We start from the raw sequence: 24,135 nt of genomic DNA on the forward strand, positions 1-24,135 counted from the left end.
CACCAGGGATGACGCTGTAGCCGTCGCGCACCCGCACGAACGTGTCCAGGGCGGTCGACGGGCGGTAGGGGTTCGACGGCTGGGTCGCCGGCAGCGTGTAGCTGCCGTCCGGGTTCATCGGCGTCCCTCTGGGAACGATCGGTCGGATCACCGCATCCGACCGGGCGACCAGATCCCGCACCTGCTCATCGGAGATCACACCCTGCCCGGCGATGAACCCCGCATTCTGTGCGGTGCCCTTCACGGTGCCTTCATCGGCCACCACATGAATGACCACCGTGCTGGCCGGGGCGGTACCCGGTTCGGGGATGACGGCGTCGCAGTCCTCCCGACCGCACAGGCACTCGAAGACGTTGCCGGTCAACAGGGTGAAGGTGGCATCCGAGCGTCGTTGATCCAGGGTCCGCGGATCCTGCTCACACGTCGCGGTGGCCAGCGCGTTGACCGCGGCTTTGGCAATGAGCGCGTTCTCGGTGGTCATCGTCGCCGATACTTGGGCCATCCCGTCGCCGGTGGGTCGCGTCCAGAACCGGCGCGCGTCCTTCGCCCGACGCCGCGCTTCACGCACCGCGTCCGGGTCGTGGCGGAACACGATCCGATCGCACATCGCCTGCAGGCGGTGCATCGACCACGCCCCATCATGCAGATCCAACTCCGCCACAATGTCGCGATCGACATCCGGGGCACAGGGTTGGCCGTCGACCAGATCGGTCCGCGCGACGATCTTCCGCACCGCCTCGTCGGTGATGCGGCCGATCTTCAACCGTTCGGCGACCTGCGGGAGGCGGTCGCGCAGGGCGAGGGCGCGGTGCAGCAGTTTCTCGGCCTCCCCCTGACCCACGCACAACGACAGGGAGATGCGGGCGGCGCAGTCAGCGAACCCGTCCTTCAACAAGAGGTCGTCGGGGCGCTCAGAGTCGCCGACCAAACGGGCGTGCAGTTCCGCGGCGATCTGATAGTCATGCCACGCCAGATACGACTGGCCACGCACGCTGGAGATCAGTCCGCCGACCAGATCGTTGATCTCGGCGTCGGTGGGATCACCGACACGATCGGCGCGTACGCCTCCGGTGTAGAAGCCGGGCAGGTCCGGCCAGGGTGAGGGCACTCTCCACCACGCCGACAACGGATCCACGACCAACGACCTTCCAAACACACGAACAGGACAGGGAGGATCGATCTGCCCACATCATGTTGTCTGAAAGACCAAGGCCCACAAGGCCTTAGCTCGCGTCGTTCATTCTTGTTCGATCCGGTGACACCACTCTAGAACACTCCACCGACAAGAACCGCCAACACTCGTGCCGGTCCTCCCGTGCCGCCCGCGAACTTCGGCGCGCCCACCATTACCGTCGCGCCGGCGGCCGGGACGGCTGCCAGATTGGCCAGGGCCTCCACGGCATAGCGACCGGCGCCGAGGATGGCGGTGTGCGCGCCGACGTCGCCGTACCGGTCGATGCTGAGAGTGTCGGTGCCGATGCCGACCACGCCGCGTTCGGCCACCAGCATCGTGACCGCCGAGGGCGCGAAAGCGGGCGCCTGGACACCACCGGTCCGCGGCTGCCACCCGGTGTGCAGGGCGACCAAGGCGCGCTGAGGAATTCGGCCGTGCCGCTGCTCGTAGGCCGCGATGTCCCGTTCGGTGAGCAAGTCTCGGGGACTGCGCGCCCGCCCCGCGATGCTGATGACCGCCAATGGCGCGACGAGGTCCCCGGGTGGGATTCGGTCGACGGTGATGCCGGAGCCGATCTTGTGGGCGGGCGCGTCGACATGCGTCCCGGAGTGTTCCGAGAACGACATCCAGCGCGTCGCGAACCCACTGTCACCCGGCCCGATCTGCGACGTCGGCACCGCGACGACCGGCGCACTGCCCCGCCACAGGGGGAAGTCCGGCGTCAGTGTGTGCGTGAGATCGACGACTCGCCGAGGCAAGCCCGGTGCCGCACCCGCCCGCGACGTACCAGCAAAGACGGCACCCGCCACAGCTGCGCCGCCGGTCACCGCGAGCGCTGTGCGACGCGAGAACCTGCGTGCCTCGTCATGCGCGTGCTGTACGACCTCGTCGTCGCACATGGTCAGCGCGTCGGGCGGACGCGGAGAATGCGGTCCTGTCCCGACCCGTTACTGGTGGTCACCAGCAGGGAGCCGTCGCGGTCGACGGCCAGGCCGCGTAGTCGTCCGTAGCGGTCCGGCAGTGCGGTGGAGGTTCGCAGCACCCGATCACCAGAACCATTGAGCGCCACGAACACCAGCCGCTTGCCCTTCAGTGCGGAGATCACCAGACCGTTGCTGTATTCGCCCCAACCGGCGGGCAGGGTGGCGATGCCGGTGGTCGCGATCGTGGGGTATCCCGATGTCCACAGTGCGCCGACGGCACCCGGCACCCGCTGCGGATCGGTCATCGGCACGGATTCGTCGTAGATGAACGGCGCGCGGTCGGGCCGGTACCCGTAATTCGCGCCGGCACGAAGGAGATTCAATTCGTCGTCGCGGTCGGTGCCCTGCTCGGACACGTAGACGCGTCCACCGCGCAGGGCCACGCCCTGCACGTTGCGGTGCCCGAGGGTGTAGATCGGGCTCCCGGCGATCGGGTTGCCTGCGGCCGGTGTTCCGTTGGCATTGATGTGGAGGACCTTGCCGCCCAGCGAGTTCCGATCCTGCGGATTGCCGGGAATCGCGTTGTCGCCGGTGCCCACCCACAGGGTGCCGTTGGGCGCCGCGGTCAGCGCGCACCCGGCGTGCCGACCGGACGAGTTGACCGGGATACCGGTGAGCACGGTGCCCTCACGATTCATCCGCGACCAGTCGCCGGCGACCCGCCACGCGACGACGTTGATCACCTGGCCGGTATTCGGCCACGGCAGCGGCAGATTCGCCACGTCGGGCGGAATGGCCGGCGCGGGACCGCCAGTGGTCTCCGCCTGACACGTGTACACCCGTCGGGTCTGCGCGAATCTCGGATCGAGGGCCAGACCCATCAGTCCGGCTTCCTTGGTCGCGAAGATGCGTGACTGGTCGGCGCGCACCGTCGTCGCGGCGCCTGAGGGCCGCACGGCAACGAACCGCCCGGTGCGTTCGCCGGTCAGGATCGTGCCGTCGGGAGCCACGGCCAGGTCCCACGGGATACTCAGCCCGGTGGCGACGGTACTCACCGACAGCGGTGGTGCCGCGCCGGCCGACCCCGTCCCCACGATGGTGCTGAACCCGGCCGCCACACAGGCGATCAGCGCAGCAAGACGGACGGACGATGCGAGCGATCGGTTCGCGGCCACGCGCTCACCGTAACGCCGGAATCACCCGATCTCAACGCTTCCGGCGAGACTTACCGCCCCGGCAGGTATTTCAACGCCCGCACGGCGTACGGCGTGACGGCTCGATAGACGCCCTGCGGGATGCCCGGCGCCTTGTCGATGCCGATGAAGCGCTGCTCGGCAACGGTTTGCGGCTCGGTGTACTTGAGCAGGCCCTCGTCGCCGTGCCGACGCCCGACACCGGAAATGCCCATGCCGCCCATCGGCGCGGCCGTCGATGCCCACGCCGCGGCATAGCCCTCGTTGATATTCACCGTGCCGGCCCGCAACTGGTCGGCGATGGTGTTGGCCTCGGTGCTGCTGCCGGCGAAGACGCTGGCGTTGAGGCCGTAGCGGGTCGCGTTGGCGAGCTTGATGGCCTCGTCGGTGGAGTCGACGGGGTAGATCGACACGACGGGCCCGAAGGTTTCGTCGGCGTAGCAATTCATTTGCTCGGTGACGTCGGTCAGGACGGTCGGTTCGTAGAAGTACGGCCCGAGGTCGGCGCGTCGTCGTCCACCGGCAACAACCTTGGCGCCCTTGGCAACTGCGTCGTCGACGTGGGCCTCGGTGTTGTCGATCTGCGCGGCTGATGCGAGCGATCCCATGTCGGCGGAGAAGTCGTAGGCCGCGTTCAGCGTCATCGACGAGACGAAAGCGCCGAACTTGCTGATGAACTCGTCGGCGATGGCCTTGTCGACGTAGAGCCGCTCGATGGAGATGCAGAGCTGCCCGGAGTTCGAGAAGCAGGCGCGCGCAGCACCTTCCACCGCTCGATCGACATTAGCCTTGGCGGTCACGATCATCGGGTTCTTGCCGCCGAGTTCGGCGGAGAAGCCGATCAGCCGACGACCGGCCTGCTCGGCCAGCGACGCCCCGGTCTCCGACGAACCGGTGAACATCACGTAGTCGGTGGTGGCGATGATCGCCTGCCCGACAACACTTCCCGGCCCGGGCACCACGGCAAACAACTCGACGGGCAGCCCGGCCTCGTACAGCAGTTCGGCCAACGCCAGTGCACAGTATGGGGTTTGGCTGTCCGGCTTGATCACCACGGCGTTGCCTGCCAGCAACGCGGCGACCGCGTCGGACACCGCGAGCGTCAGCGGATAGTTCCACGGACTGATCACGCCGACAACACCTTTGGGCTGGTAACGCACTCGGACGCTGGTGGCGCCGGGCAGCATGCCCTTGACCTTGCGCTCGGCGAGCACCTTCGGTCCGTTGGCCGCGTAGTACCGGGCGGTCAGCGCGACGTCGAGCACTTCCTCCTGCGCATAGATCCGGGCCTTGCCGGTCTCGGCCTGTGCGATGTCCATCAGTTCCGCGGCGTGCCCGTGCACCAGTTCGGCGAACCGGTCGAGCACCTCGGCGCGCTGCGCGGGGGTGCGTTGCCCCCACCCCTCCTGCGCGGTGCGTGCACGCGCGACCGCGGCTTCGAGATCCTCGGCGGTGCCGACCGGAATCGTGGCCATCTCGACGCCGCTGAACGCCTCGAGCACCGAACGGGTGGGACGAGCGGCCGCGTCGTCGATGGCGACCAGGCCGCCGAGCCGGCGGAAATACTCTGCGGTGGGGGTGGGCACGGTGCTTACCTCAGCTTTCGTCGGTGTCGGATTCCGGGGCGAGCAGGACGATGCCGTCGTCGTCGGAGTAGACGATGTCGCCCGGGGTGAAGGTCTCGCCGCCGATGGTCACCGGGATGTCGCGGTCACCGACCCCGCTCTTGCTGGACTTGCGTGGATTGGTGCCGAGCGCCTTGACGCCGATCTCCATGCCGCCGATGGTCTTGGCGTCGCGGATGGCGCCGTTGACGATGATCCCGACCCAGCCGTTGGCACGGCCGAGTTCGGCGATCAGGTCGCCCACCAGGGCGGTGTGGACCGACGCCGCGCCGTCGATCACCAGCACGCCACCCGGGTTGGACTCCGAGAGAATCGACTTGAGCAGCGCATTGTCCTGGAAGCAGGACACGGTGCTCACGCGCCCGACGAACTCGCGATTGCCGCCGTACTGGGTGAACTGGGTGTCGCAGCTACGGACACCGTCGCCGATCTCATCGACGAGATCGGCGGTCGGGGTGAAGGTCGGCTCGGTCATGCAGACCAGCATAAGCGGTGACGGCGCCTAAGGTTACTCACGGGTAAGAAGCGCTTCAGTTCTCCTGGGGCTTGGCGAGCGGGAACGCGAGGGACTCCCGAATCGACTGCCCGGTGATCAGCATGACGACGCGGTCCACGCCGACGCCGAGCCCGCCGGTCGGCGGCATCGCGTACTCGAGTGCCTGCAGGAAGTCCTCGTCGAGTTCCATCGCCTCCGGGTCGCCGCCGGCGGCGAGCACCGACTGCGCGGTCAGCCGGGCGCGTTGTTCGACCGGATCGGTGAGCTCGGTGTAGGCGGTCCCCAACTCCACGCCCCACGCCACCAGATCCCATCGCTCGGCCACGCCGGGGATCGAGCGGTGCGCGCGGGTCAGGGGCGACGTCGACGTCGGGAAATTGGTGTAGAACGTCGGGAAGGTGGTCTTGTCCTCGCCGAGGTGCTCGTAGAGTTCGAGCACCACCTGTCCCGCGTCCCAGTCGGGCCGGTGCGCGATGTCGAGTCGATCGCAGATCGCGCGCAAGGTCTCGACCGGCGTATCCGGGGTGACCTCTTCACCAGCCCCCTCCGACACCACCTCGTGCACCGTCTTGACCGGCCACTCCCCCGAAATATCCACGCGCTCTTCGTTACCCGCGTCGTCGGTGCGAATGATGACCGGCTCCCCGTACGCGGCGGTCGCGGCGAACTGGATCATCTCCCGGGTGAGATCGAGCATCTTGAGGTAATCACTGTGTGCCTCATAGGCTTCCAGGCTGGTGAACTCCGGGTTGTGGCTGAAGTCGACGCCCTCGTTGCGGAAGTTTCGGCCGATCTCGAACACCTTCTCGACGCCACCTACACACAATCGCTTCAGATACAGCTCCGGCGCGATCCGCAGGTAGAGGTCGAGATCGTAGGCGTTGATGTGGGTCTGGAATGGCGTGGCGTTGGCGCCACCGTGGATCTGCTGCAGGATCGGGGTCTCGACCTCCAGGAAGCCACGTGCGGACAGGAAGTCGCGCAACGACTTGACGACGACGGAGCGTGTCGCGAGCAGTTCCCGGCTACGTGGGTTGATCGCGAGGTCGACGTAGCGTTGCCGCACCCGCGCCTCGGGATCGGTGAGCCCACTCCACTTGTCCGGCAACGGCCGTAAGCATTTGCCGTTGAATCGCCAGGCGTCGACCAGGATCGACAACTCACCAGAGCGGCTACGGCCGACAGTCCCGCGTGCCTCGACCAGGTCGCCGAGATCCACGTCGGCCCCGAAATCCGGTGTGCCCGGAATCAACCGGGACTCCTCGACGAGCATCTGTACCTGCCCCGACCAGTCATGCAGGTCGGCGAAGCTCACCTTGCCGAAGTCGCGCAGCCGGGTGACCCGCCCGGCGATGGTCACCACGCTGCCTTCGGGTTCCGCGATCGCCTCGGCGACGGTGTGGGTGGGGGCATCGGCCGGCGGATACGGGTCGAAGCCACGCTCGGTCAGCCGCGCCATCTTGTCCAGGCGCACCCGAACCTGTTCCGGTCGATGGACTTCGACGACGGACCGGTCGGTCTCGGCCTCGAGTTCGGCGACCAGCGCATCGACGTCGACGCCGGCCGGGATCGCGGATTCCCCTTGCGTGTAGTGCTCGGCCCGCCCGAATCGCGGCAACCGGACGAAGCCTTCGGTGACGATCGAGGCCAGCCCGACCCGCGGCAGCACCCGGTGATCCTCGAAGCACAGGTAGCGGGGCTGCCAGTCCGGCCGATACTTGGCGTTGGACTTGTACAGCGATTCCATCTGAAAGAACTTGGAGCCGAACATGAGGACGGAGTAGGTGGCCCGCATGACCGGGCCTGCGCCGATCTCCGCGCCGTGCTCGAAGAACGCGCGAAAGGTGGCGAAGTTCAACGAGATCTCGGTGATGCCGTAGTACTCGGAGTTCTTCGCGAGTTCGGTCACCATGGTCTCAACGATGCCGTTGATCGCCGCCCGGTCGCGGCGCATGACGTCGAGCGACACCCCGGTCCGACCCCACGGCACGAACGACAGCATCCCGACGACCTTCTCCTCCGGCGTACCCTCGCCTTCGAGTGCCTCGACGAGCAGACAGTTGCCGTCGTTGGGATCCCCGAGTCGGCCGAGCGCCATGGCGAATCCGCGTTCCTCGTCGGTGTCGCGCCACGCGTCGGCCAGCGCGACCATCTCCGCGAGTTCGGTGTCCGACAGTTCGGAATGCCGCCGGATCCGCACCGTGATGCCGGCGCGTCGGGTCCGGGTGACCGCCTGGCGCACGCCCTTCATCGCCGCTCCGGACAGGCTGTAGTCGCGGGTGTAGAGGATGGCCTCGTCACCGATGTTCAGCGAGCCGAATCCGGCGGCGTCGAAGGCCGCCGCACCCCGCGCGCTCGACCCGCTGGCCGCGGCGTGCCAGCCGTATCGTTCGCACAGCGTGAGGAATTCGGCGATCGCGTCATCCCACGAGTCCGGATCGCCGATCGGGTCGCCGCCCACCAAACCGACCCCGACCTCGACGCGGTAGGTGAGCGCCGCCCGACCGTCGCGGGAGAACACCACTGCCTTGTCGCGGCGGGTGGAGAAGTACGCGAGTGAATCGTCGTCGTTGAATCGCGCGATCAGCGCGCGGATGAGGCGCTCATCCTCGGCGGTCATCAGCGACCGCAGCCGGACCGACCGGAACAGCACGACGGCCGCGGCGATCAAGGCGAGTGCCCCGAACAGCCCGAGCAAGCCGTTGACCGGGGCGTAGGCGTGCCGGCCGTCGAACGCGGCGTCGGAGTCGATGGAGCCGAACGCGACGACCCGGTTGAACGCGTACGGCAACCGTTCGCCGCGAATCAGGGTGTGCGGGAACAACCAGACCAGTCCCCATCCGAGCAGCGTCGCGATGAGCAGACCGAGCAGCAGCACGCCGAACGCCTTACGAATCGCGCCCCGACGTACCCGGGTGTAGAACTGCCGCCGGGTGACCAGCAGGAAGATGAGGGCACCGAGGTCGACGACGATGCCGATCGCCAGGTTGATGCGGTCGGTGTCGGTGACGTCGAGTTCGTCGGCGAGCGCCGGGATCAGGTAGAGCGCGTTGCCGAGCAGGTACAGCACCAGGTAGATGACGCAGATCCACCAGGCGATCCGTTTCCGCGAGGACAACGACAGCGCCAATAGGGCCAGGACGAACGCCCACGCAAAGCTGGTGTCGGGCAACGTGATGATGAAGGTGTCGACGTAGTCGCGCGGCACGTGGATCAGGTGCCGGAACCACGGGAACACACTCGACAGCAACGCGATCGCCGCCAACACACCAACGACCGTGCCCGCGATACGGGGCGCGTTGCCGCGGAAGCCGCGGGGTGCGCGGATGTGCTCGAGAAGATCCCGGGAGCGCCGCTCGGCGTCGGTGGATGGAACCGACGGCGGTCGCTGGGTTTCCAACGTCATGGGGCAAACAGTATCGACGTTGGGCAAGATGGGGTACGTGGACGCGATACCAATCCGGGACGGCTCGATTCGTCTGGGTCAGTTCCTCAAGCTCGCCAATCTCATCGAGTCGGGCGCGGAGGCCAAAGGCGTGCTCGCCGACGGCCTGGTGGCCGTGAACGGTGAGGTGGAGGTGCGACGTGGGCGCCAGCTGGTCGCCGGCGACGTCGTGGAGATCGGCGGTCAGACCGTCCGCGTCACGGATGAAGGCGTCTGAGTTCGGCCGGAGTGGCCAGGCGCTCGGCCTCCGCGGGGAACATACGTGCGGAGCGTGTCCGGCCCAGTCGACCTCCGGTGATCGAACCTAACAACGAGGTACGACGTGGGCTCGAGAATGTATTGGACAACCTCATGGCCAATCACTTCCCTGTTTGCTGCTGCGGACTCGACGTTCAACTTACTGCAGTTCGGCACGGGGTGCAGCTGTATTGACCGGCGTGTGCGACCAAACACACATTTCTCCCGGTACATCGATGGTCGCACGGTCGGTGTTACGGATCCTGGAATGACGCGGGGTCAGGCGAGTCCGGCGAGGAAGCGGTGCGCCCACTCGACGGCGGTCACGCCCGGCTGCACCTGGAACGACGCGTAGTTGCCGTGCGCGCCGGACTGCAGGAACCGATTGAACTGGACGATCTGGTCACGTACCCGCGCGTTGCTCAGCTCCTCGACGATCTTGCCCGGCCCACCGCGGGTCAGTAGTTCGGACAGGATCGCACCCGCCTCGGCCTGGTACTGCCCGACCTGGCTGGGCGTGGGGTCGCTGGTCTCCGCCAGATACCCGACGATGCGGGTCACGTAGTAGTCGCGCGGCACATTGCAGTAGAGATCGGCCGGCTCGCAGATGGTGAACGCCCGGGGCAGCACCCAGCCCATACCGTCGATGCGTGGTCCGCCGCTGCCCTCTCCGGACAGCGGGGGCCCGATCAGGTTGTCCCGCTTGGACCGACGCGGGTCGGAGAGCAGCACGACGCCGGCTACCTGACCGGGTCGGATGGCCGCGCGGCCGGTACCGATCTCGGAGGCGACATCACCGGCCGCGTCGGCGCCCTGGCTGTAGCCGGTGAGCGCGATGCGGGTGCCGGGGCAGCGTCGGAGCATGGTCAGTGCGAGGCCCTTGGTGTTGGCGACCGCCTGCGCCTTGGACTTGCCGTAGATCGCCTTCTCCCACGGAAACGCGGTGGCGTCGTAGCCGACGAACCGCACCGCGGTCTCCGGCCCGAGCCCGGCGGTGACCTGCGCCATGATGCCCGGACTGGCCCCGTTGGCCCAGGTTCCGGGTACCGCGAGGACGTAGATCTTGGGGCAGCCCGGCGGCGCCGCAGCGGCCCGCGGGGCGAGACCGACCAGGGTCCCCACCGCCGTCAACCCGGCAAGCATGGCAATCAGCAACGCTCGCAACCGAATCCGCATCCTGGCCCACTCCCTCGTCGCATCCGACCCCGCGGTTCTGGTCCGAGTGTAGCCATCTACACGGCAATCGGCTCCGAAGAACATGCATGGTCGAAGTCTCCAGAACATTCACCGTCGCCCGCCCACTCGACGATGTCGTCGCCTACCTGCGCGACTTCGCCAACGCGCGGGAGTGGGATCCCGGCACGCAACGCTGCGAGCAGATCGGTGTCGATCCGATCGCCCTCGGCACCCAATGGCGCAACACGTCCAAGCTCTACGGCATCTCCACCGAACTGACCTACGAATTGACCCGCGACGACCCGGCGCACGTGACATTCACCGGTCGCAACAAGACCGCCACCACGGTCGACGACCTGACCTTCACCGCCGACGGCAACGACACCCGGATCACCTATCGTGCGCAGGTGGACTTCCACGGCCTGGCCCGGTTGGCCGACCCGGTGGCGCAACTGGCGTTCAACCGGCTCGCCGACACCGTGCCGAAGCAGATGACCGAGGTTCTCAACGCGCCGACGTCAGCGGGGTGAACAGAACAGCCCGGGCGAGCTGACCCGAGTAGTGCGGCAGGGTGTCGTCGCGGATCCCCGGAACCCGCACCAGACCGGTGTTCACCGCCAGGGCGAGATCCACCAGGGATTGCGCTTGATCCGGGCGTAACTCCGGGCGACAGGACATCAGCAGCCGCCGGTACTCGGCGACGTACTCGATGTAGCTGCGACCGAGCACCTGCTGCGCCTGCTCGTCGAGGAGCGTGAAGTGCGACAGGCACACCGTCGCCAGATCCCAGTGGTCGAACGCGAATCGGGCGTGCCGGACGATGAGGGCGTCGAGTGCCTCCGCCGGGTCAGTGGTCTGCCGCAGCGCTTGGCCGACGTCGAGCCACAGCACCTCGAAGGCACGGGTGAGCCCGGTGACGAGGATCTCCCGTTTGCTGCCGAAGTGGTTGTAGACGCTGGGTCCGGCGATACCGACGACCTCACCGATGTCGTCGAGACTGACGTTCGGGTAGCCCCGCGTCGCGAACAGCGTGATGGCCGTGTTGAGCAGGGCCTCGCGGCGCGACGCCGGCAGCAGGCCGGCGTCGGGCTCCAGTGGCGTGGGAGCGGTGGCGGAGCCCGACGGCGGTGGCGGCTGGTCGGGCGCGCATCCTTGGCGGACGATCGAGTCGGCCACCGCGGACAGCAGCGGCACCTGCTCCCCGGTGATGACCTCGAGCTCGCGGTGGCTCGGCCATTCCATCACCGACATCACCGCCCAGGCGATGGTGTCCGACGGCATGCCGCCGTCCGCGCACTTCATCGAGATGAGTTCCGATACTCGAGCCGCGAGGACGCGAACCCGCTGCACCAGGGCGTTGTACTCGGCGCACGACAGATGTCCCCGGTCGCGGGTCCAGATCAGGTCGAAGGCCCGCGACTCCAGCGTCGCCCCGGCGAGGCGTTCCCCCACCTCTGCGGGGTCGGCGACGTCGGCCAACGCCCGCGCATAGCTGTCGAGGGCATCGTCGAGGACCGCGGCGAGCAGATCCTGCTTGCTGCGGTAGTGGCGGTACAACGCGCTCGGCACGATGCCGACGGTGGCCGCGATGTCGCTCATGCCGACCTCGGCGTACCCGTGGGTCCGAAACATGTCCGCAGCGGTGGCCAGAATCTGCCACTTGCGGTCCTTCGGACGGGTACGCCGCGGCGTGGCATCGATCTCGGCCGTCACCATGGCATCCTGTCGAATCGGTCGCTGAAGAGTCCTCCGAACGGAGGACACTACCTCCACTGTGCCCTATTCCGCGGCCAGAACGCCCACTCTTCTCGGCAAAACCGGCGAACGTCGCAATTTGAGACTGCGCACGTCAGCGCTGTGCGACCTGCGTCGGGTAGATCGGTGCCGGCAGATCGGAGTCGCCCGCGAGGTAGCGGTCGGCGGCGGCTGCCGCCGAGCGTCCTTCGGCGATCGCCCACACGATCAGCGACTGGCCACGTCCGGCGTCGCCGGCGACAAACACGCCCGGCTGCCCGACGGCGCCGAAGTTGTCGTCGCGGGCGATGTTGCCGCGCTGGTCATACTCGACGCCGAGCTTGTCCAGGAAGTCGCCACGTTCGGGACCGACGAAGCCCATGGCCAGCAGCACCAGGTCGCATTCGAGGACGTAGTCGGAACCCTCGACCTTCTCGAACCGGCCCTCGCGCATCACGACCTCGTGCGCGTGCAGCGCGGTGACCTTGCCGTCCTCGCCGGTGAACTTCTCGGTGTTGACCGAGAACACCCGCTCGCCGCCCTCTTCATGGGCCGACGACACGCGGTACATGAGCGGGTAGGTCGGCCACGGGGTCGACTCGGCACGCTGATGCGGTGGCTTGGGCATGATCTCGAACTGATGCACGATCTCCGCACCCTGGCGCAGCGAGGTGCCCAGGCAGTCGGCGCCGGTGTCGCCACCACCGATGATGACGACCTTCTTGCCCTTGGCGGTGATCTGTCCGTCGACGGTGTCGCCGAGCTGGATGCGGTTGGCCTGCGGCAGGAACTCCATCGCCTGATGGATGCCGTCGAGTTCGCGGCCCTCGATCGGCAGGTCGCGCCCGATGGTGGAGCCGTTGGCCAGCACGACGGCGTCGAAGTCGCCCCGTAGCTGCTCGACGGTCACATCCACGCCGACGTTGACCCCGGTCTTGAAGACGGTGCCCTCGGCCTCCATCTGCGAGAGACGGCGGTCGATGTGACGCTTCTCCATCTTGAACTCGGGGATGCCGTAGCGCAGCAGACCACCGATGCGGTCGGCCCGCTCGAACAGCGTGACGTCGTGTCCGGCACGGGTCAGCTGCTGCGCCGCCGCGAGGCCGGCCGGTCCGGAGCCGACGACGGCGACCTTCTTGCCGGTCTTCTCCGTCGGCAGCACCGGGGTGACCCAGCCCTTGTCGAAGGCGTTGTCGATGAGCTCGACCTCGACCTGCTTGATGGTCACCGCGGGCTGGTTGATGCCGAGCACGCACGACGCCTCACACGGCGCCGGGCACAGCCGCCCGGTGAACTCCGGGAAGTTGTTGGTCGCGTGCAGGCGTTCGATCCCGTCGCGCCACTGGTCCCGGTAGACCAGGTCGTTCCACTCGGGAATCAGGTTGCCTAGTGGACAACCGTTGTGGCAGAACGGAATACCGCAGTCCATGCAGCGACTGGCCTGGGTCTTGAGCTCGGACTTGTCGAAGTCGGTGTAGACCTCTTTCCAGTCCATCAGGCGCAGATCGACCGGACGACGGTCCGGCAGTTCACGTTCGGTGTGCTTGAGGAATCCTCTGGGGTCAGCCACGTGCGGCCTCCATGATCGCTTCGTTCACGTCTCGTCCACTGCGCTCGGCATTCTCGATTGCGGCCAGCACGCGCTTGAAATCACGTGGCATGACCTTGGCGAAGTGCTCGCGCGTGGTGTCCCAGTCGGCCATGATGGCCGCTGCGACAGGGGAATCGGTCTCAGCCCGGTGCTCGTTGATGATCGCGGCGAGGAAGTCGATGTCGTCGGCTTCGAGTTCCTCGATCTCCACGAGTTCGGTGTTGAGGTTGTCGGCGAGTTTGCCGTCCGGGTCGTACACATAGGAGATGCCACCGGACATACCAGCCGCGAAGTTGCGTCCGGTGTCACCGAGCACCACCACCCGACCACCGGTCATGTACTCGCAGCCGTGGTCGCCCACGCCCTCGACCACCGCGGTCGCGCCCGAGTTGCGAACGCAGAACCGCTCGCCAACGACACCGCGCAGGAAGATCTTGCCCGCGGTGGCACCGAAGCCGATGACGTTGCCGGCGATGATGTTGTCCTCGGCGACAAAGCCTTCCGGCGCATTGCGCGCCGGGCGGACCACGATGCGACCACCCGAGAGACCCTTGCCGACGAAGTCGTTGGCGTCACCCTCGAGTCGCAACGTGATGCCCTTGGGCACGAACGCCCCGAAGCTGTTGCCGGCCGAACCGGTGAAGTCGATCATGATCGTGCCGTCCGGAAGGCCGTGCGCACCATAGGTCTTGGTGACCTCGTGGCCGAGCATGGTGCCGACGGTGCGGTTCACGTTGGTGATCTTGGAACTGAAGGACACCCGCGTGCCGTGATCGATGGCCTCGCGGCTCTGCGCGATCAACTGCTGATCGAGCGCCTTGTCGAGCCCGTGATCCTGCGTACCGGAGCAGTACAGGTCCTGGTTCATGAACGGCGAGTCCGGCATGGTCAGCACCGACGACAGATCCAGGTTGCCGGCCTTCGACGAGCGCCAATGCGCGAGCGCCTTGGTGGTGTCCAATGCCTCGACGTGCCCGACCGCCTCCTGCAGGGTGCGGAAGCCCAGGCGCGCCAACAATTCTCGCACCTCTTCGGCGATGAACAGGAAGAAGTTCTCGACGAACTCCGGCTTACCCGAAAAGCGTTCGCGCAGCAGCGGATTCTGCGTCGCCACACCCACCGGGCAGGTATCGAGGTGGCAGACGCGCATCATGATGCAGCCCGACACCACCAGCGGCGCGGTGGCGAACCCGAACTCCTCGCCGCCGAGCAGCGCGGCGACCAGGACGTCGCGACCGGTCTTGAGCTGGCCGTCGACCTGTACCACGATGCGGTCGCGAAGTCCGTTGAGCAGCAACGTCTGCTGGGTCTCGGCGAGGCCGATCTCCCACGGCGCACCCGCATGCTTGAGCGAGGTGAGCGGAGCCGCACCGGTACCGCCGTCGTGACCCGAGATGAGTACGACGTCGGCGTGCGCCTTGGAGACGCCGGCCGCGACGGTGCCCACGCCGAGCTCGGAGACGAGCTTGACGTGAATCCGCGCCTGCGGGTTGGCGTTCTTCAGGTCGTGGATCAGCTGGGCGAGATCCTCGATCGAGTAGATGTCGTGGTGCGGCGGGGGCGAGATGAGTCCCACACCCGGCGTCGAGCCACGCACCTCGGCCACCCACGGATACACCTTGTGCGCCGGAAGCTGGCCACCCTCACCGGGTTTCGCACCCTGGGCCATCTTGATCTGGATGTCGGTGCAGTTGGTCAGATAGTGCGAGGTGACACCGAAGCGGCCGGACGCGACCTGCTTGATCGCACTGCGCCGCCAGTCACCGTTCTCGTCGTGATGGAAACGACGCGGATCCTCGCCGCCCTCACCGGAATTCGACCGGCCGCCGAGACGGTTCATGGCGATCGCCAGGGTCTCGTGGGCCTCGGCCGAGATGGAGCCGAAGCTCATCGCGCCGGTGGAGAACCGCTTGACGATGTCGCGAGCCGACTCGACCTTGTCGATCGGGATGGGGTCGCGGTCACCGAAGTTGAAGTCGAACAGGCCGCGCAGCGTACCGAGCCGGCGGGTCTGATCATCGACGAGTTTCGTGTACTCCTTGAACACCTTGTACTGCCCGGTGCGCGTGGAGTGTTGCAGCTTGAACACCGTGTCCGGGTTGAACAGGTGGTATTCACCCTCACGGCGCCACTGGTACTCGCCGCCCACCTCGAGCTCGCGGTGCGCGCGTTCGGTCGGCCGCTCGCTGAACGCCATTTCGTGCCGGGTGGCGACGTCGGCGGCGATCTCGTCGAGGCCGATGCCGTCGAGCTGGCTGCGCAGGCCGGTGAAGAACTCGTCGACGGTCTCCTGACCGATGCCGATGACCTGGAACAGCTGCGCACCGGTGTAGGAGGCGAGCGTGGAGATGCCCATCTTGGACATCACCTTGAGGACACCCTTGCCGGCAGCCTTGATGTAGTTCTTGCGGGCGGTCGGGAAGTCGATGTCGCCGAGCAGTCCGCGCTCGACCATGTCCTCGATCGACTCGAACGCCATGTACGGATTGACCGCTGCCGCACCGAATCCGACCAGCGCGGCCACATGGTGCACCTCGCGGCAGTCGCCGGATTCGACGATCAGGCCGACCCGGGTGCGCTTGCGTTCCCGCACCAGGTGATGGTGCACGGCGGCGGTGAGCAGCAGCGACGGGATGGGCGCCAGCGTCTCGTCGGACTCCCGGTCCGACAACACGATCAGATTGACGCCCTCGTCGATCGCCGCGGACACCGTCGCGCGGATGTCGTCGAGCGCCTTGCGCAGTCCGGCACCACCGTCGGCCACCGGGTAGAGGCCGTGGATGTGGCGGCTGCGGAAGTCCGGCAGCTGCTCGTCGTCGCTGATGTTGACCAGCTTGGCCAGCGTGTCGTTGTCGAGCACCGGTTCCGGCAGCACGATCTGACGGCACGATTCCTGACCCGGATGCAGCAGGTCCGCCTCGCCGCCGATGGTGCCACCAAGGCTGGTGACGACCTCCTCGCGGATGGCGTCCAGCGGCGGGTTGGTCACCTGGGCGAAGAGTTGTTGGAAGTAGTCGAACAGCATCCGCGGGCGAGCCGAGAGCACCGCGATCGGGGTGTCGGTACCCATCGATCCGATGGCCTCGGCACCGGTCTTCGCCATCGGCGAGACCAGCAGGTTGAGCTCTTCGGTGGTGTATCCGAACACCTGCTGGCGCAACGCAACCCGATGGTGGGCCATGTGCTCGTGCGGCCGTCCGGCGACGTGGTCGATGTGCACGAGACCCGCATCGAGCCACTCCTGGTAGGGATGCTCGGCGGCGAGTTCGTCCTTGATCTCCTCGTCGTCGACGATGCGGCCGGCGGCGGTGTCCACCAGGAACATCCGGCCCGGCTGCAGACGCATCTTCTGCACCACGTCGGCGTGGTCGATGTCGAGGACACCCACCTCCGACGCCATCACCACGAGGCCGTCCTTGGTGACCCAGATACGGCTGGGACGCAAGCCGTTTCGGTCGAGAACCGCGCCGACGACGGTGCCGTCGGTGAAGCAGACCGAGGCCGGTCCGTCCCACGGCTCCATGAGCGCCGAGTGGTACTGGTAGAACGCGCGGTGCTCGGGCTTCATCGCCTCGTGGCGTTCCCACGCCTCGGGGATCATCATCAGCACCGCGTGCGGCAGGCTGCGCCCACCGAGATGCAGCAGCTCGAGGACCTCGTCGAACCGTGCCGTGTCCGAAGCGCCCGGCGTGCAGGTCGGGAAGATCTTCGCCGCCGAGTCCGCACCGAACGCGGCTGTGTCGATGAGGGATTCGCGAGCGCGCATCCAGTTCTCGTTGCCGGTGACGGTGTTGATCTCACCGTTGTGCGCGATCCGCCGGAACGGATGCGCGAGCGGCCACGACGGGAAGGTGTTGGTGGAGAAGCGCGAGTGCACCAGGCCCAGTGCGCTCTCCATCCGCGAATCCTGCAGATCGAGGTAGAACTCCCGCAGCTGCGGGGTGGTCAGCATGCCCTTGTAGACGAAGGTCGCACCGGACAGGCTCGGGAAGTACACGGTCTCGCGGCCCGGGCCGTCGGCACCGGCACCCTTGGTACCGAGTTCGGCCTGCACCCGCTTACGCACCACGAACGCCTTGCGCTCGAGATCCATCCCCTCACTGCCGGAGATGAACACCTGCCGGAACGTGGGCATCGCGTCGCGCGCCAACGCGCCCAGCGAGCTCTCGTTGGTGGGCACCTCGCGCCAGCCGAGCAGTGTCAGTCCCTCGGCCTCGACGATCTTCTGGACACCTTCGCAGGCCAGCCGTGCGTCTTCGGAGCCCTGGGGCAGGAACGCGATGCCGGTGGCGTAGGCACCCTCGGCGGGCAGCTCGAAGTCAACGACCTCACGCAGAAAGCGGTCCGGAACCTGAATCATGATGCCCGCGCCGTCACCGGTGTTCGGTTCGGCACCTGCGGCACCACGGTGCTCCAGATTCACCAGCGCGGTGATGGCCTTGTCCACGATGTCGCGACTGCGGCGACCATGCATGTCGACGACGAAGGCGACACCGCAGGCGTCGTGTTCGTTGACCGGGTCATAGAGCCCAATGGGGCCCGGAGCATGCTTCATAAGTTGCCTCACTTTGTGCGCGACGCTGCGCACGGATATCCGTTACCAGTCCTGGGGACACATCGGAGCGAGTGTCCTCATCGACACCGCCACTCAAGCGTCGCGAACTACCCGAATCCATGGGCTGACCTGGGCAGTTACGTCGGCCGCTCGGCGGTGTCCATGCCAGCGTCGTTGCTGACGGCGCGCCCGGGCTCCACTGTTGCGCCCGGCACCACCCTGCTTACGGAAGCATTGTCGGTCATTTTCTCACGACGGGTACCCGGTATCGAAATCCGGCTACCACACTCTGCCCCTGTCGGCATCGGATTGATATCAGAGTTCGACGATCGGCTCCGGGTGGTCTCCCCCGTCATCTAGCGTCGAGCCCGTGTCCACTCCGGTGCAGCAGTGGCGACCTGCGGGCCGTGGTTCGGTGCGCTCGCGCACCATCAACGGCTACTTCGCGCGCGTGTCGCATCCGTTCATGGCCGCGGCAAGTCTGCGGGGTACCCCGTCGGCGCAGTTCCTGGCCGCGATGCGGCCGGGGCTCAACCGATCGTTGACCGCGTTGTCGCCGGTACCGGCCGAAACCCGCGTCGAACCAATCCGGGAATGGCTCGACGGTGTGCGGGTGCGGGGTGAATGGGTCAGCGCCCACCCCGGACCGCCGCGACCCGAGTCGCCGACGCGCATCATCTACTACCTGCATGGCAGCGGTTACGTGATCTGCTCACCGCGGACCCACCGCGGACTGGTCGGCCGATTGTCCAAGCGCACCGGGTGGTCGGCGTTCAGCCTCGACTACCGACTCGGCCCGGAGTATCCGTTCCCGACCGCGGGCGACGACGCCATCCGCGGCTATCACTGGCTGCTGGACCAGGGTTTCCGGCCGGACCAGATCGTCGTCGCCGGTGATTCGGCCGGCGGGCACCTGGCCCTGGATCTGATCGCCGACAATCATCGCCGGGGCATCGGCCAGCCGGCCGGTCTGGTGCTGTTCTCCCCGCTCTACGACCCGACCTTCGAGTTGGCCGTCGCCAGTCAGCGTCGTGGGGTGCGCGATCCATTGATCGACGCGGTCGCCGGCCAACGGTTCCTGCGCCTCTACACCGGCGGTACCGCCGCCGACCATCCGCGCATGCGGGTGGCGCTGCATCCCGAGATGTCCCTGCCCCCGACGCTCATCCAGGTGGGCGCACTGGAGGTGATGGGCGACGACGCGCGGGCCATGCACCGCGCGTTGACTGCCGCCGGCGCCGACGCCGCGCTGCAGGAGTGGCCCGGTCAGGGCCATGTGTTCCAGATGTTTCCGTTGTTCTCTCCGGAATCCCGGCAAGCGTTGCATGAGGCCGCCGGCTTCATGTCGACGCTCGCCACCAATTGAGAAAGAAAGCAGGTATCCCCCATGCCCGGACTCGACGACCTGATGGGTTCACTGCCGCTCGGCGACATCGCCGGGAAACTCGGCGTGAACGAGGCTCAGGCAGCGGCCGCGGCCAAGGTGGCCACCCCCGCCTTGCTCGGCGGCATGCAGGAACAGGCCAAGGACCCGACCGAGGCCAAGAACCTGGCGTCCTCGCTCGGCCAGGGCAAACCCGACGGCGGCAACTTCGTCAGCAACATGTTCGGCGGCCAGTCCGACCAACTGGCCGGCACCCTGTCCAAGCAGGCCAACGTGCCCGGCGTCAACGCCGGGATGATCTCCAAGATGTTGCCGATGCTGGCGCCGATCGTGATGGGCTTCGTCGCGAAGAAGGCGATGGGCGGCGGCGGTGGTGGCGCGGGTGGGCTCACGAGCGCCCTCGGCGGTAACCCGGGCGGCGGACTGGGCAACGTGCTCGGCGGGTTGCTCGGCGGCAAGTAACCCGGGCTCAGTCGCCGGCCCGGTGGTGCGGACCGCGCACGTCGGTGTTGATGCTGAGCCGACGACCCAGCGCCCGCCCCTCCTCGGACCCCAACCCCTGGACATCCGAGCCGCGGGCGAGGCGTTGGTCGAGGTCGGTGGTCCACACGGTGGGCACCGCCTCGTCGAGCGCCTGCAACCGGGCGACCAGCGGAGGGTCCTGTTCGTCCGGACACTGCTCGATCAGATTCTCGAACAGCGCCCGTAACCGGCGTCCCACCTGCACCGAACCCGAGCCGTAGTGGCGGATCTGGTCGGTGCCGATGGCGACATAATCGGCCCAACTGCGTCGATAGCCGCGGATCATCGACAGTGACTCCGACCGCTCGTCGGCGAGCAGTCGCGGGGAGAGCATCAAGAGCAGGTCCTCGATGTGATTGAGGGCCTGCACTGCACGGCTCGGGTCGTTGATGGCCGGCGACAGCGCCTTGAGCGCGACGTCGCTGATCGCCTGCAATGCCGCCGCCGGGCTGACCTCGGGGCGGTGGGTGTCGCCGAACAGCACGCAGGCCAACAGTTGGCGGGGATGAATCCGGTCGGCATCACCGATCACCTCGAACATGCCGACGTTGTGCGGGACGAAGTCGCCGGTCCCGACCAGCAGGTCGATGCGCACGCCCCACTTGACCGCCAGCCGCTGCACCCGGGCCAGGTCGATCGCGAGGATCACCCGCCCGTCGGGCGGCACATCGCGGAATTGCACGATGGTCCGCTCGGCGTCGGGGTCGGCCGGGACGTCGGCGGCGATGTGATCGCTCAGACCCGTCGGGATCTCGTCGGGATACAGGCGGTTGATCGCGCCCCGTCCTTCGGCCTCGATCCAACGCAGCAGCTGCGACGAGTTCAGGATGCTGCCGACCTTGGCGGTCAGCCGGATGAACAGGTAGACGCTCAGCAACGTCAGGACGAGTGCGATTCCGGTCGAGATGCCGGGCACACTGCCGGACTTCGACGTCGTCGCCAGGTCCAGCGCGATGATCAGCGTGAACGCGAAGGTGGCCAAGAAGATCCCCGTCGACCAGCGCATCACCGGATCCTGCTGGAACATCGGGATCACCCGCACCGAGATCTGGGCGGCACCGAACTGCATGGCCAGCGTGACAGCGGTGAACACCAGACCGGTCAAGGTGGCCATCGCCCCGGCGATCACCCCGAGCAGGGTCGCGGTCTCGCCGGCGTCTAACGAGGTGATGTCCACACTGGCGTCGGCCACCGACGCAATGAGGCCGGCGATGATCGCGACCGTCACGCACGTCATCGGCAGCCGCCACGGCGGTTTGGTGCCCAGCAGATGGCGGGTCCGTCGCCAGCGCACCCAGGACGCGAGCCGCGCCGGCGCCCGATGGGGCGCCACCACGACCTCGGGGGTCACCGGCAGGCTCGCGGGTGCTGCGGGCAGCCCGAATCGCCCGGCGACCACCTCCTGCACAACGACCTTCCAGCGGGTGAGCGGCTGGCGAAAGCGTCGTTCCCGGTCGATCGCCTTGGCCTGTTTGCGCGGGTTCTCGATGTAGCGCCACCGCGCCCACGGAGACCGTGGACGTGCGACGCGGATCGACCCGATCAGCAGCAATGGCGGGATGAAGAGGCCGACCAGCCCCGTCCACAGCTTGCCCTTGAGGACCGTGATGGCCGCGAGCAGCACATTCGCCACCAGCGCGATGATCAAACCGATGCGGGTGCCGACATCGGAGGACTCCTCGAAGCCGGTGATCGTCTCGGTCACGCCGAGTGGGCGGAACCCCAGGAGGAAGAGCACACCGATGGCGATCGCGACGAAGACGGCGTCGATCGACGCGCGCCCCTCCTCTTCCCAGTACACGTCGCGCAGGTGCAGCAGCAGTGCGAATTCGTCGAGGACGAGCGCACATCCGATGCCGAACACGGCCGCCAGAATGACGTTCGCGATCGGTGTCTCGAAACTCGAGAGCGCAACGAAGCAGAATCCCGATCCCAGCATCAGCAGCACGCCGAAGAACTCGTGGTGCATGTGGACGCCACCCGGAGTGACGTTGCCCGGCCACCAGCTGACCTCGGCGCGAATCATCCGCACGCTGAGCCGGATGAACAGAAAGGTGAGGATGAACGCGACGAGCATGATGAACAGCGGCAACCGACCCGTCTCGACGATCGATTGATCGAACCACCGGGTCATGTCCCGACTCTACTGTGGTCATCCGGGCTTTCCGCGCCGAAATATGCAGGCGCGTCCCCTATTCTGAGCCGATGGAAGCCCTCGTGACGGTCGTCGTCGTCGATGACCATCCGTTCTTTCGCGATGGGGTGGCGCGCGGCCTCACCCAGAGCGGTCGTATTCGGGTGCTCGGCGAGGCCGGCGACGGCACCGCAGGCCTCGAGCTCATCCGCCGCGAAGACCCCGATGTCGCCGTCGTCGACTACCAGATGCCCGGCCTGACCGGCGTCGACGTCGCGCATGCGGTGACGCGGGATGGCCTGCGCACCCGGGTGTTGCTGCTGTCTGCGGTCACCGACGGGCCGATCGTGTTCGCCGCGTTGGAGAAAGGCGCCGCGGGTTATCTCGCCAAGGACGCCGACCGCGACGAGATCGTGGGTGCGGTGACCCGGGTGGCCAAGGGTGAGACGGTCGTGCCGCCCGAGTTGGCGGCGGGGCTCGTCGGGGAGATCCGGACGCGGTCGCAGTCCGACGCTCCGGCGCTGAGTGAACGAGAGCGGCAGGTGCTCAACGGGTTTGCGCGTGGGTTGTCGATCCCGCAGGTGGCCGCCGAGCTGTACATCGGCGCGTCGACGGTCAAGACCCACACGCAGCGGCTCTACGAGAAGCTCGGGGTGTCCGACCGCGCGGCCGCGGTCGCCGAGGCGATGCGCCGTGGCCTCCTCGAATAACCCACCGCCGCTGGGCCTCGACGCGCTGGCCGGCGAACCGGGTATCTCACCGATCCTGCTCGATCACGCCCTGCGCGGCGTTCGCGTCCAGGTGTTGCTGCGCCTGCTCCTCGGTGTCTTCACCGTGGCCACCGTGCTGCTCGACCCGCCCGCGCACGGTGCCGTGTTCTGTACGGTCGTCGCCCTCGCGTACCTCGTGTGGTGCGTCGTCGGACTCGTGCTGGGACCACGTGGCGGACTGTGGACGATCCTCTATGCCTGGCTCGCGGTGTTCATCGATCTCCTGGTGCTGACCGTGCTGGCCATCGTGGCCAGCGAGTCCGACAACATCAGCTGGACCTCCGACGTCCTGGTCAACGGATTCGCCATCGTGCCGATGATCGCGGCCACCCAACTGCGGCCGCGGATCTGCGCGGCCGTCGTCGTCCCCACCGTGATCGTCTACTTCGTCAGCAGCGCGGTGGCGCGGGCCCCGAACGGGGAACCGTGGTCGCTGATCGCCTTGCGCACGCTGGTGATCGCGACACTCGCGCTCGGTGCGGTGCTGCTCTCGGCAGTGCAACGGTCACGGGTGGCGACCATTGGTTCGCTTGCCGCGCAACGGAGTCGGCTCCTCGACGAAGCGGCGCAGATCGAGGAGCGCGAACGCCGCGATCTCGCCGAACACCTGCACGACGGCGCGCTGCAATACGTGCTGGGTGCCCGGCAGGAACTCGCCGTGGTGCGCGACGGCAGCGACCCCGACGCCCTGGACCGCGTCGACGAGGCACTGCACGAGGCCGGACGGTTGCTGCGCTCCACTCTGGGTGAACTGCATCCCGCGGTCCTCGAACAGGCCGGGCTCCCGGTTGCCCTCACCGACCTGGCGTGGTCGGTGGAACGGCGCACCAACCTGACGATCGCGGTGGACACCGTCGGCTGGCCGGAAGGGCTACGTACACCGGTGGATCCGTTGCTCTACGCCACCGCCCGCGAACTGCTGACCAACGTCGTCAAGCATGCGCAGGCCCGGCGTGTGGAACTCACCGCCGAGGCCGACGACGATGCCGCCCGGGTCATCGTCGTCGACGACGGTGTCGGGGTCGACGAGGCAGAGCTTGATCGCAAGGTGGCCGAGGGGCATATCGGGTTGGCGTCACGGCGCGTCCGGCTCGAACAGCAGGGCGGCTCGCTGCGGATCGCCCAACGGTCCGGCGGCGGCACGGTGGCCGTGGCAGAGGTGCCGGTTACCTGAGC

17 protein-coding genes are annotated in these 24,135 nt (G+C 67.3%); 6 read left to right on the forward strand and 11 right to left on the reverse strand.

The window, feature by feature from the left end; translation table 11 throughout:
- The 6 genes from AAFP30_RS04540 to lysX all read right to left on the reverse strand — a co-directional run.
- Positions 1–1,108, reverse strand: a 1,108-nt coding sequence (locus AAFP30_RS04540; protein ID WP_419228679.1) for a DUF222 domain-containing protein, incomplete at its 3' end; no start/stop codon positions are given.
- Between the two features lie 158 nt (positions 1,109–1,266).
- Positions 1,267–2,073, reverse strand: a complete 807-nt coding sequence (locus AAFP30_RS04545; RefSeq protein WP_419228680.1) for a cyclase family protein — start codon at positions 2,071–2,073, stop codon at positions 1,267–1,269.
- A 2-nt stretch (positions 2,074–2,075) separates the two neighbouring features.
- The gene (locus AAFP30_RS04550; protein ID WP_419228681.1) at positions 2,076–3,272 is read right to left on the reverse strand and encodes a PQQ-dependent sugar dehydrogenase; all 1,197 of its coding nucleotides are present in this window, start codon (positions 3,270–3,272) and stop codon (positions 2,076–2,078) included.
- A gap of 50 nt (positions 3,273–3,322) precedes the next feature.
- A complete protein-coding gene (locus AAFP30_RS04555) occupies positions 3,323–4,876 on the reverse strand; it encodes a succinic semialdehyde dehydrogenase (protein ID WP_419228682.1) in 1,554 nt (517 codons plus the stop codon).
- A 10-nt stretch (positions 4,877–4,886) separates the two neighbouring features.
- Positions 4,887–5,390, reverse strand: a complete 504-nt coding sequence (rraA, locus tag AAFP30_RS04560) for a ribonuclease E activity regulator RraA (RefSeq protein ID WP_419228683.1) — start codon at positions 5,388–5,390, stop codon at positions 4,887–4,889.
- A gap of 55 nt (positions 5,391–5,445) precedes the next feature.
- Positions 5,446–8,817, reverse strand: coding sequence for a bifunctional lysylphosphatidylglycerol synthetase/lysine--tRNA ligase LysX (gene lysX, locus AAFP30_RS04565; RefSeq protein WP_419228684.1), 3,372 nt, complete (start codon positions 8,815–8,817; stop codon positions 5,446–5,448).
- 28 nt (positions 8,818–8,845) lie between these two features.
- On the opposite strand from lysX, the gene AAFP30_RS04570 reads away from it, so the two are divergent.
- Entirely contained in the window at positions 8,846–9,073 is a 228-nt protein-coding gene (locus AAFP30_RS04570) for an RNA-binding S4 domain-containing protein (protein WP_419228811.1), read from the forward strand.
- 299 nt (positions 9,074–9,372) lie between these two features.
- Here AAFP30_RS04570 and AAFP30_RS04575 read toward each other — a convergent pair whose 3' ends face one another.
- Entirely contained in the window at positions 9,373–10,236 is an 864-nt protein-coding gene (locus AAFP30_RS04575; protein WP_419228812.1) for a cutinase family protein, read from the reverse strand.
- Positions 10,237–10,355: 119 nt separating this feature from the next.
- On the opposite strand from AAFP30_RS04575, the gene AAFP30_RS04580 reads away from it, so the two are divergent.
- On the forward strand, positions 10,356–10,799 hold the full coding sequence (locus tag AAFP30_RS04580) for an SRPBCC family protein (protein WP_419228685.1): 444 nt from the start codon (positions 10,356–10,358) through the stop codon (positions 10,797–10,799).
- On the opposite strand, the gene AAFP30_RS04585 is transcribed toward AAFP30_RS04580, so the two are convergent.
- From AAFP30_RS04585 to gltB, 3 genes are all read right to left on the reverse strand, one after another.
- Complete coding sequence (locus AAFP30_RS04585) at positions 10,774–11,985, reverse strand: TetR/AcrR family transcriptional regulator (protein WP_419228686.1); 1,212 nt, start codon at positions 11,983–11,985, stop codon at positions 10,774–10,776. The two genes, AAFP30_RS04580 and AAFP30_RS04585, sit on opposite strands and share 26 nt — an antisense overlap.
- Before the next feature lie 133 nt (positions 11,986–12,118).
- Positions 12,119–13,573, reverse strand: a complete 1,455-nt coding sequence (locus tag AAFP30_RS04590; RefSeq protein ID WP_419228687.1) for a glutamate synthase subunit beta — start codon at positions 13,571–13,573, stop codon at positions 12,119–12,121.
- Complete coding sequence (gltB, locus tag AAFP30_RS04595) at positions 13,566–18,149, reverse strand: glutamate synthase large subunit (protein ID WP_419228688.1); 4,584 nt, start codon at positions 18,147–18,149, stop codon at positions 13,566–13,568. The genes AAFP30_RS04590 and gltB overlap by 8 nt, the downstream gene beginning before the upstream one ends.
- A gap of 370 nt (positions 18,150–18,519) precedes the next feature.
- Here gltB and AAFP30_RS04600 point away from each other — a divergent pair, with 370 nt between their 5' ends.
- Together AAFP30_RS04600 and AAFP30_RS04605 are read left to right on the forward strand one after the other, a co-directional pair.
- Positions 18,520–19,515 (forward strand): alpha/beta hydrolase, encoded by a 996-nt coding sequence (locus AAFP30_RS04600; protein ID WP_419228689.1) that lies wholly within the window; start codon positions 18,520–18,522, stop codon positions 19,513–19,515.
- A gap of 21 nt (positions 19,516–19,536) precedes the next feature.
- Positions 19,537–19,995: a DUF937 domain-containing protein gene (locus tag AAFP30_RS04605; RefSeq protein WP_419228690.1), complete on the forward strand. Its 459-nt coding sequence runs from the start codon at positions 19,537–19,539 to the stop codon at positions 19,993–19,995.
- A gap of 7 nt (positions 19,996–20,002) precedes the next feature.
- Here AAFP30_RS04605 and AAFP30_RS04610 read toward each other — a convergent pair whose 3' ends face one another.
- Positions 20,003–22,189 (reverse strand): DUF2254 family protein, encoded by a 2,187-nt coding sequence (locus AAFP30_RS04610; RefSeq protein WP_419228691.1) that lies wholly within the window; start codon positions 22,187–22,189, stop codon positions 20,003–20,005.
- 71 nt (positions 22,190–22,260) lie between these two features.
- Here AAFP30_RS04610 and AAFP30_RS04615 point away from each other — a divergent pair, with 71 nt between their 5' ends.
- A complete protein-coding gene (locus AAFP30_RS04615; protein ID WP_419228692.1) occupies positions 22,261–22,899 on the forward strand; it encodes a response regulator in 639 nt (212 codons plus the stop codon).
- Complete coding sequence (locus tag AAFP30_RS04620; RefSeq protein ID WP_419228693.1) at positions 22,883–24,133, forward strand: sensor histidine kinase; 1,251 nt, start codon at positions 22,883–22,885, stop codon at positions 24,131–24,133. Before AAFP30_RS04615 ends, AAFP30_RS04620 begins: the two co-directional genes overlap by 17 nt.
- Positions 24,134–24,135 lie beyond the last annotated feature (2 nt).

Origin of the sequence: Gordonia sp. CPCC 205515 (genome assembly GCF_048537925.1) — a bacterium.
Lineage (GTDB): Bacteria > Actinomycetota > Actinomycetes > Mycobacteriales > Mycobacteriaceae > Gordonia.

Bases quoted from the DNA above. Each gene is read 5' to 3' on its own strand.
- lysX (WP_419228684.1), bottom strand. From the start codon at position 8,817: ATGACGTTGGAAACCCAGCGACCGCCGTCGGTTCCATCCACCGACGCC.
- AAFP30_RS04610 (WP_419228691.1), bottom strand. From the start codon at position 22,189: ATGACCCGGTGGTTCGATCAATCGATCGTCGAGACGGGTCGGTTGCCG.
- AAFP30_RS04575 (WP_419228812.1), bottom strand. From the start codon at position 10,236: ATGCTTGCCGGGTTGACGGCGGTGGGGACCCTGGTCGGTCTCGCCCCG.
- AAFP30_RS04545 (WP_419228680.1), bottom strand. From the start codon at position 2,073: ATGTGCGACGACGAGGTCGTACAGCACGCGCATGACGAGGCACGCAGG.
- AAFP30_RS04605 (WP_419228690.1), top strand. From the start codon at position 19,537: ATGCCCGGACTCGACGACCTGATGGGTTCACTGCCGCTCGGCGACATC.
- AAFP30_RS04615 (WP_419228692.1), top strand. From the start codon at position 22,261: ATGGAAGCCCTCGTGACGGTCGTCGTCGTCGATGACCATCCGTTCTTT.
- AAFP30_RS04570 (WP_419228811.1), top strand. From the start codon at position 8,846: ATGGGGTACGTGGACGCGATACCAATCCGGGACGGCTCGATTCGTCTG.
- gltB (WP_419228688.1), bottom strand. From the start codon at position 18,149: ATGAAGCATGCTCCGGGCCCCATTGGGCTCTATGACCCGGTCAACGAA.
- AAFP30_RS04585 (WP_419228686.1), bottom strand. From the start codon at position 11,985: ATGGTGACGGCCGAGATCGATGCCACGCCGCGGCGTACCCGTCCGAAG.
- AAFP30_RS04580 (WP_419228685.1), top strand. From the start codon at position 10,356: ATGGTCGAAGTCTCCAGAACATTCACCGTCGCCCGCCCACTCGACGAT.
- rraA (WP_419228683.1), bottom strand. From the start codon at position 5,390: ATGACCGAGCCGACCTTCACCCCGACCGCCGATCTCGTCGATGAGATC.